General features: G+C 70.7%; 3 protein-coding genes and 2 pseudogenes. 4 read left to right on the top strand and 1 reads right to left on the bottom strand.

Translation table 11 applies throughout. The features are described from left to right. The 4 genes and pseudogenes from GA0115259_RS34960 to GA0115259_RS34945 all read left to right on the top strand — a co-directional run. Positions 1-476 (top strand): annotated as a pseudogene (locus tag GA0115259_RS34960) (phenylalanine--tRNA ligase subunit beta); the annotation flags it as partial. A gap of 217 nt (positions 477-693) precedes the next feature. Beyond that, positions 694-1,872: pseudogene (locus GA0115259_RS42615) on the top strand (PP2C family protein-serine/threonine phosphatase); the annotation flags it as partial. Between the two features lie 781 nt (positions 1,873-2,653). Continuing rightward, positions 2,654-3,994, top strand: coding sequence for a transcriptional regulator (locus tag GA0115259_RS34950; protein WP_093604340.1), 1,341 nt, complete (start codon positions 2,654-2,656; stop codon positions 3,992-3,994). A gap of 86 nt (positions 3,995-4,080) precedes the next feature. Next, positions 4,081-4,611 (top strand): NUDIX hydrolase, encoded by a 531-nt coding sequence (locus GA0115259_RS34945; RefSeq protein ID WP_093604338.1) that lies wholly within the window; start codon positions 4,081-4,083, stop codon positions 4,609-4,611. A 57-nt stretch (positions 4,612-4,668) separates the two neighbouring features. Here GA0115259_RS34945 and GA0115259_RS34940 read toward each other — a convergent pair whose 3' ends face one another. Next, on the bottom strand, positions 4,669-5,529 hold the full coding sequence (locus GA0115259_RS34940) for a 3-hydroxybutyryl-CoA dehydrogenase (protein WP_093604344.1): 861 nt from the start codon (positions 5,527-5,529) through the stop codon (positions 4,669-4,671). Between the last annotated feature and the right edge of the window lie 272 nt (positions 5,530-5,801).

The raw sequence follows: 5,801 nt of genomic DNA, 5'->3' as shown, positions 1-5,801 counted from the left end.
ACCCCGGCCGCTGCGCGGCGCTGCTCGCCACCGTGGACGGCGGGGAGACGCTCGTCGGCCACGCCGGAGAGCTGCACCCGAGGGCGGTCAAGGCGCTCGGCGTGCCGGAGCGCACCTGCGCCATGGAGATCGATCTCGATCTGCTGGAGCGCGCGGGCACCGGTGCGCTCCAGGCGCCCCGGATCTCCACCTACCCGGTCGCCACCCAGGATGTGGCGCTGGTCGTCGCCCGGGACATGCCCGCCTCCGAGGTGGAGCGCGCCCTGCGCGAGGGCGCGGGTGAACTTCTGGAGTCCCTGCGGCTGTTCGACGTCTTCACCGGCGAACAGATCGGATCCGGCCGGAAGTCGCTCGCGTACGCCCTGCGCTTCCGCGCGCCGGACCGCACACTGACCGTCGAGGAGGCCACCGCGGCCCGCGAGGCGGCCGTCGCGCTCGCCGCCGAGCGGACCGGAGCGATTCTTCGCGGCGCGTAATCGCCAACGCGTAACACCTGGTCATACGCCGTCGTTGGACAGACGGCCGTCCCCTGAGGGGCGCCTCCGGACCTCCGGAAGCGCCCCTCACTCATTCGGGTGAGAAGTCCGGGGCGGGTTCGCCAACGCACATGCGTGATCGACACAATCGATCCGGCCACTACGGTCGACGTACGCCCATCGGCTTAGGGGCCGGGCGGCCGAAGGGGGCCGACGGATGAATCGGACCAGGGCAGAAGAGGACGCGTCCGAGGACGCACCGGCCCCCTGGGGTGTCGTCGAGTGCGCGATCCCGGGCGGTGTGCTCGCCCTGGTGATCACCTGGGAGCTGACCTGCCCGCCCAGCACCCACGACCACCTGATCCCGCGCATCGTGACCTGTGTGGCCTTTCTGCTGGTCGTGGCGTATCTGCTCAACCGGGTGCGGCGGCGTGGGCTGAAGGTGCTGAGCGAGGTCCGCGCGGTGGCGCGCGCCACACAGGCGGTGCTGCTCCGGCCGCTTCCCGCGCGCCTCGACGGGCTGGCGTTCTACGCGCGACAGCTCTCCGCGTCCCGGGGCGCCGATGTCGGCGGCGATCTGTACGAGGCGGTGGCCACCGGGTACGGCGTCCGCGTGATCATCGGCGATGTACGCGGCCATGGACTGCCCGCCATCGGCGCCGTGGCGGCGGTGCTGGGCAGCTTCCGGGAGGCCGCCCATGACGAGCCGGGACTCGACGGTGTGCTGCGAAGACTCGACCGGGCGCTTCAGCGCCATCTGAGAGAGCAGTCGGGACAATGGGCCGCCAGGGCGGAGGGCGGTGGACCCGACGGCTCCGGATCCGGTGGCCGCGGACCGGGCGGTCGTGGACCGGGCGGTCGTGGACCGGGCGGCGGGAGATCCGACGGCCGGGCATCCGGTGGCGGTGGATCCGGTGGCTCCGGATCCGGTGGCCGGGAATCCTGGGCCTACGACGATCCGGATCCGGACGGACTGTCGGCGGAGGAGTTCGTCACCGTACTGCTGCTGGAGATCGGGCACGACGCGGAGGTACGGGCTCTCAACTGCGGCCATCCCTGGCCCTATCGGCTGGGCCGGGGCGCCGCGCCTGTCGCGAGCGCCGAGCCTCTGCCACCGCTCGGCCCGTTCCCGCTGCCCGCCGATCTTCCGCTCCAGCGGTGCGGGCCGCTGCTGCCCGGTGAGTCGCTCTTCCTGCACACCGACGGTGCCCAGGACGCGCGGGACTCGGCCGGACGGTTCTTCGCTCTGGAAGAAGCGCTGACCGGGGCCGCGGAGGGAGTCTCCGGTGTGCCGCTCTCGCCCACGGAAGTGGTGCGGCAGGTGCACCGAGCGCTGCTGCGGCACACCGGCGGGCGTGTCAACGACGACATGGCGCTGCTCGTCGTACGCAATGACCGCGCGCCGGTGCCGGTGGATGTGCCTTTGCCCATGCCATCGCCTGTGCCGACGCAGGACCAGGGACCGGATCCGGATGGCGGCGAGGAGTTACAGCCGCCGGACAGCCCGCCGCCGGATGACCGTACGTCGGACGAGCGGCCGCCTGGGGACCCTCCCGTATCGGCTCCCTCGCCCGTATCGGCTCTCTCGGCCGACCGGCCATCGGAGAGTCAACCCCCATCGGGGAGTCAACCCCCATCGGGGAGTCAACCCTCATCGGGGAGTCAACTCCCGGATATCCGGCCCTTAGGCGCTTCCAAGCGGGCGGCCGAGCAGCCGCCGGAGATGTATCCACCGGATATGCGTGCGCCCGAGCAGCGGCTCCCGGATCCGCACACACCCGAGCAATGCCCACGTCCCCGGCCGGGAATGACCGCGACCGGGGCACGCACGACATCCTTCCGCCGGTAGTGGGCGACATGACCGGTGCGGCCGGCGCCGCCTGCCCCGCCGCGGAGTGTCGGGCAGGTCAGCAGGGCAGACGGCGCGGTTGCGGGCCACCGCACAGGACGAGGGGGAGTCGGTGGCCCGGCCGCCTCTTTGTGAGGCGATTCAGTCAACCGGCCCCGGGCGCCCGGCGGCAGAGCGCACAAGGTACGGATACGGGCATTACGTTCACACCCCGTGCGATTCGCACTACGCTGGGCCCCTCGCCGAGACGTGCTGGGCTTGCCGTCAAAGTCCCGAAAGGGCTTGGAAGTCCAGAAGATCCACACCGGCCGAACCACCGGAGAGGCTTATGCAGCCCAACACCCTGCTTGATTCCCTGCTCGACGAGGCGGGTATCTCCCACGCCGGACTCGCCGCCCGGGTCAATGAGGCGGGCCGGCTGAGAGGGCTCGCCCTCCGGTACGAACACACGGCCGTGGCACGGTGGTTGAAGGGTCAGCGGCCACGCGGCCAGGTGCCCGATCTGATCTGCGGTGTGCTGGGCGACCGGCTGCGCCGCTCGCTCACCTTGGACGACATCGGGCTCGGTGTGCTGGGCGAGTCGCCCGTGCCGGGCGTCACTCCGCTCTCCGGCTTCGTGGAGCGGGCCACCGCGCTCTGGCGCTCCGACGAGCAGCGCCGGCCGCACATAGTGGACGCCCCCGCCGTCACCGGCACGCCCGCCGTGATCCCCGTCTGGGAGTGGGAGAATCCGCCGGAGGACGCCGATGTCTCGCGCCCCGGCCGTACGAAGGTCGGTCCCGCCGACATCGAGTTGCTGCGCTCGGCCAGGGAGCACTACGAGCTGATGTACCGGAGAGCGGGCGGAGTCGCCACCCGTGCCCGGATCGTCCGCTTCCTCAACTCCGAGACCGCTCCGCTGCTGCGCGGCGGATACAGCGACTCGCTGGGCCGTCAGCTCCACCGTGCCACCGGCGGACTGGTCGCGGTGGCCGGTATCTGCGCGTACGACTCCGACGCCCATGGACTCGCCCAGCGCTACTTCCACCAGGCACTGCGGCTGGCCAAGGCCAGCGGCGACCGCGGACTCGGGGCCTATGTGATCGCGCTGCTGGTCAACCAGTCGCTGCACATGGGCGAGTACCGCCAGGCCGTCGCCTTCGCCGAGGCCGCGCTGCGGACGGCGGGCCGCCAGATCACTCCCGCGCTCGCCGCCGATCTCTATGCGATGCAGGCCAAGTCGTATGCCCATCTCGGCGACGGCAGCGGTGCGCTGGGCTGCATCGGACGCGCCGAGACGGAGGCGGAGCGCATCAGACCCGGGCATGAGCCGGAGGAGACCGGGTACGTCCAGCCGGGCCTGGTGAACGTACAAGTGGCGGAGGCCCTGCTCAGCCTCGGAGATCTGGCCGCCGCGCGGGCGCACGCGGCGGCGGCCGTGGACACCCCGGCGCACGATCGGGGCAGGGTGCACCGGCTCGCCATGCTCAGCCATATCGAGCTACGGCAGGGCGAGGCGGACCGGGCCGCCGGAACAGCTCGGGAAATGGCCGAGCGGGCGCGGGGAATGGAGTCCCAGCGGCTGCGGGACCGGCTGCGCGCCGTACGTGCGCAGTTGGTGGCCAGCGGATCCACCGACGCGGAAGCGACGGCCGAACTGATCGAGGGAGCGCTGCGCGTTCCCCTGTGAGCCCCTCTGTGAGCCCCCTCTGAGCCACCGTGTACAAGAGCCGCTGCTGCGATATTGCCATCAACTTGTCGGAAGGTGGCAGAAACATGCAGTGGACGAAACTTAGCGAACAAACTGTGTATGAGAACCGCTGGTTCCAGGTCAATCTGGCCGACGTCAAGCTCCCTGACGGCCGGCGGCTCGACCACTTCCTGATCCGGCTGCGCCCGGTCGCCGTGGCGACCGCGGTGAACTCCGCCAATGAGGTGCTGATGCTCTGGCGGCACCGTTTCATCACCGACAGCTGGGGCTGGGAGCTGGCCGCGGGCGTGGTCGAGGACGGCGAGTCCATCGAGGCCGCCGCGGCCAGGGAGATGGAGGAGGAGACCGGATGGCGGCCCGGACCGCTGCGCCATCTCCTCACGGTCGAGCCGTCCAACGGCCTGACCGATGCCCGGCACCATCTCTACTGGGCGGAGGAGGCCACATACATCGGCCATCCCGAGGACGACTTCGAGTCCTCGCGCCGCGAGTGGATCCCGCTCAAGCTGGTGCCGGACATGATCGCGCGCGGTGAGATCCCGGCCGCCGGTATGACGGCCGGGCTGCTGATGCTCCATCACATACGGCTGGGCTGAGTTCTGCCGCCCTGCCTCGCGTACTCCTGATCCGCCCGGTCGGTCCGCTCCCGGCGATCAGGAGTACGGGTAGAAGCCCGCCCCGGTCTTACGGCCGAGCCGGCCCGCGTCCACCATCCGCTGGAGCAGCGGAGGCGCCGCGTACAGCGGTTCCTTGAACTCCGCGTACATCGAATCGGCGACGGACGCCACGGTGTCCAGACCGATCAGATCGGAGAGCTTGAGCGGGCCCATCGGATGGGCGCAGCCGAGCTCCATCCCGTTGTCGATGTCCTCGCGGCTCGCGATGCCCGACTCGAACATCCGGATCGCCGAGAGCAGATACGGGATGAGCAGCGCGTTCACCACGAAGCCCGAGCGGTCCTGGGCGCGGATCGCGTGCTTGTCCAGCACTCCCTGGACGACGGCCTCGGCCCGCTTGATCGTCTCCTCGGAGGTCGTCAGCGCGGGAATCAGCTCGACCAGCCGCTGCACCGGCGCCGGATTGAAGAAGTGGATACCGATGACCTGGTCGGGACGTGAGGTCGCGACCGCCAGCTTGACCAGCGGGATGGACGAGGTGTTGGAGGCGAGGATCGCGTCGGGGCGCCGCACCACCTGGTCGAGTACCTGGAAGATCTCGGTCTTGACCTTCTCGTTCTCCACCACGGCCTCGATGACGAGATCGCGGTCGGCGAACTCACCGAGATCGGTGGTGAAGCTGAGCCTGCCGAGCGCCGCGTCACGCTCGCCCTCGCTGATCTTGCCGCGTTCGGCGGCCTTCGACAGCGAGTTGTGCAGACGGGTACGGCCGATCTCCAGCGCCTCGCCGGTGGTCTCGGCGACCTTTACCTCCAGGCCGCTACGGGCGACGACCTCGGCGATTCCTGCGCCCATCTGGCCGCAGCCCACCACTCCGACGCGGGCGATATCGGTCAGGATGTCGGTCACATCGTGCCTTTCACTGGTCCGTGTCCCGGCAGGTCCCCCGTGTGATTCCGGCGCCCGCCTCGGGACAGGACGTTACTCCGCGGGAGAGTGTGGACGACCGGCCGGGGCGGGCATGCTCAGCGGAAGCGGCGGCCCGTCCGGCGATCACCGGCGGGCCGCCCGGCAGCGGACCAGAGGACGGGGCGGCGCATGGCGCACATCGGCAGACGAGGGCTGGTCGTGGGCGCGGCGGGGGCGGCGGCGGCACTGCTGGCGGCGGG

Origin of the sequence: Streptomyces sp. MnatMP-M17 (assembly GCF_900091995.1) — a bacterium.
GTDB lineage: Bacteria > Actinomycetota > Actinomycetes > Streptomycetales > Streptomycetaceae > Streptomyces.
This window is presented reverse-complemented; position numbering and strand designations above follow the sequence as displayed.

Excerpts from the sequence above, each read along its gene's own strand:
- GA0115259_RS34950 (WP_093604340.1), top strand. The coding sequence starts at position 2,654 with ATGCAGCCCAACACCCTGCTTGATTCCCTGCTCGACGAGGCGGGTATC.
- GA0115259_RS34945 (WP_093604338.1), top strand. The coding sequence starts at position 4,081 with ATGCAGTGGACGAAACTTAGCGAACAAACTGTGTATGAGAACCGCTGG.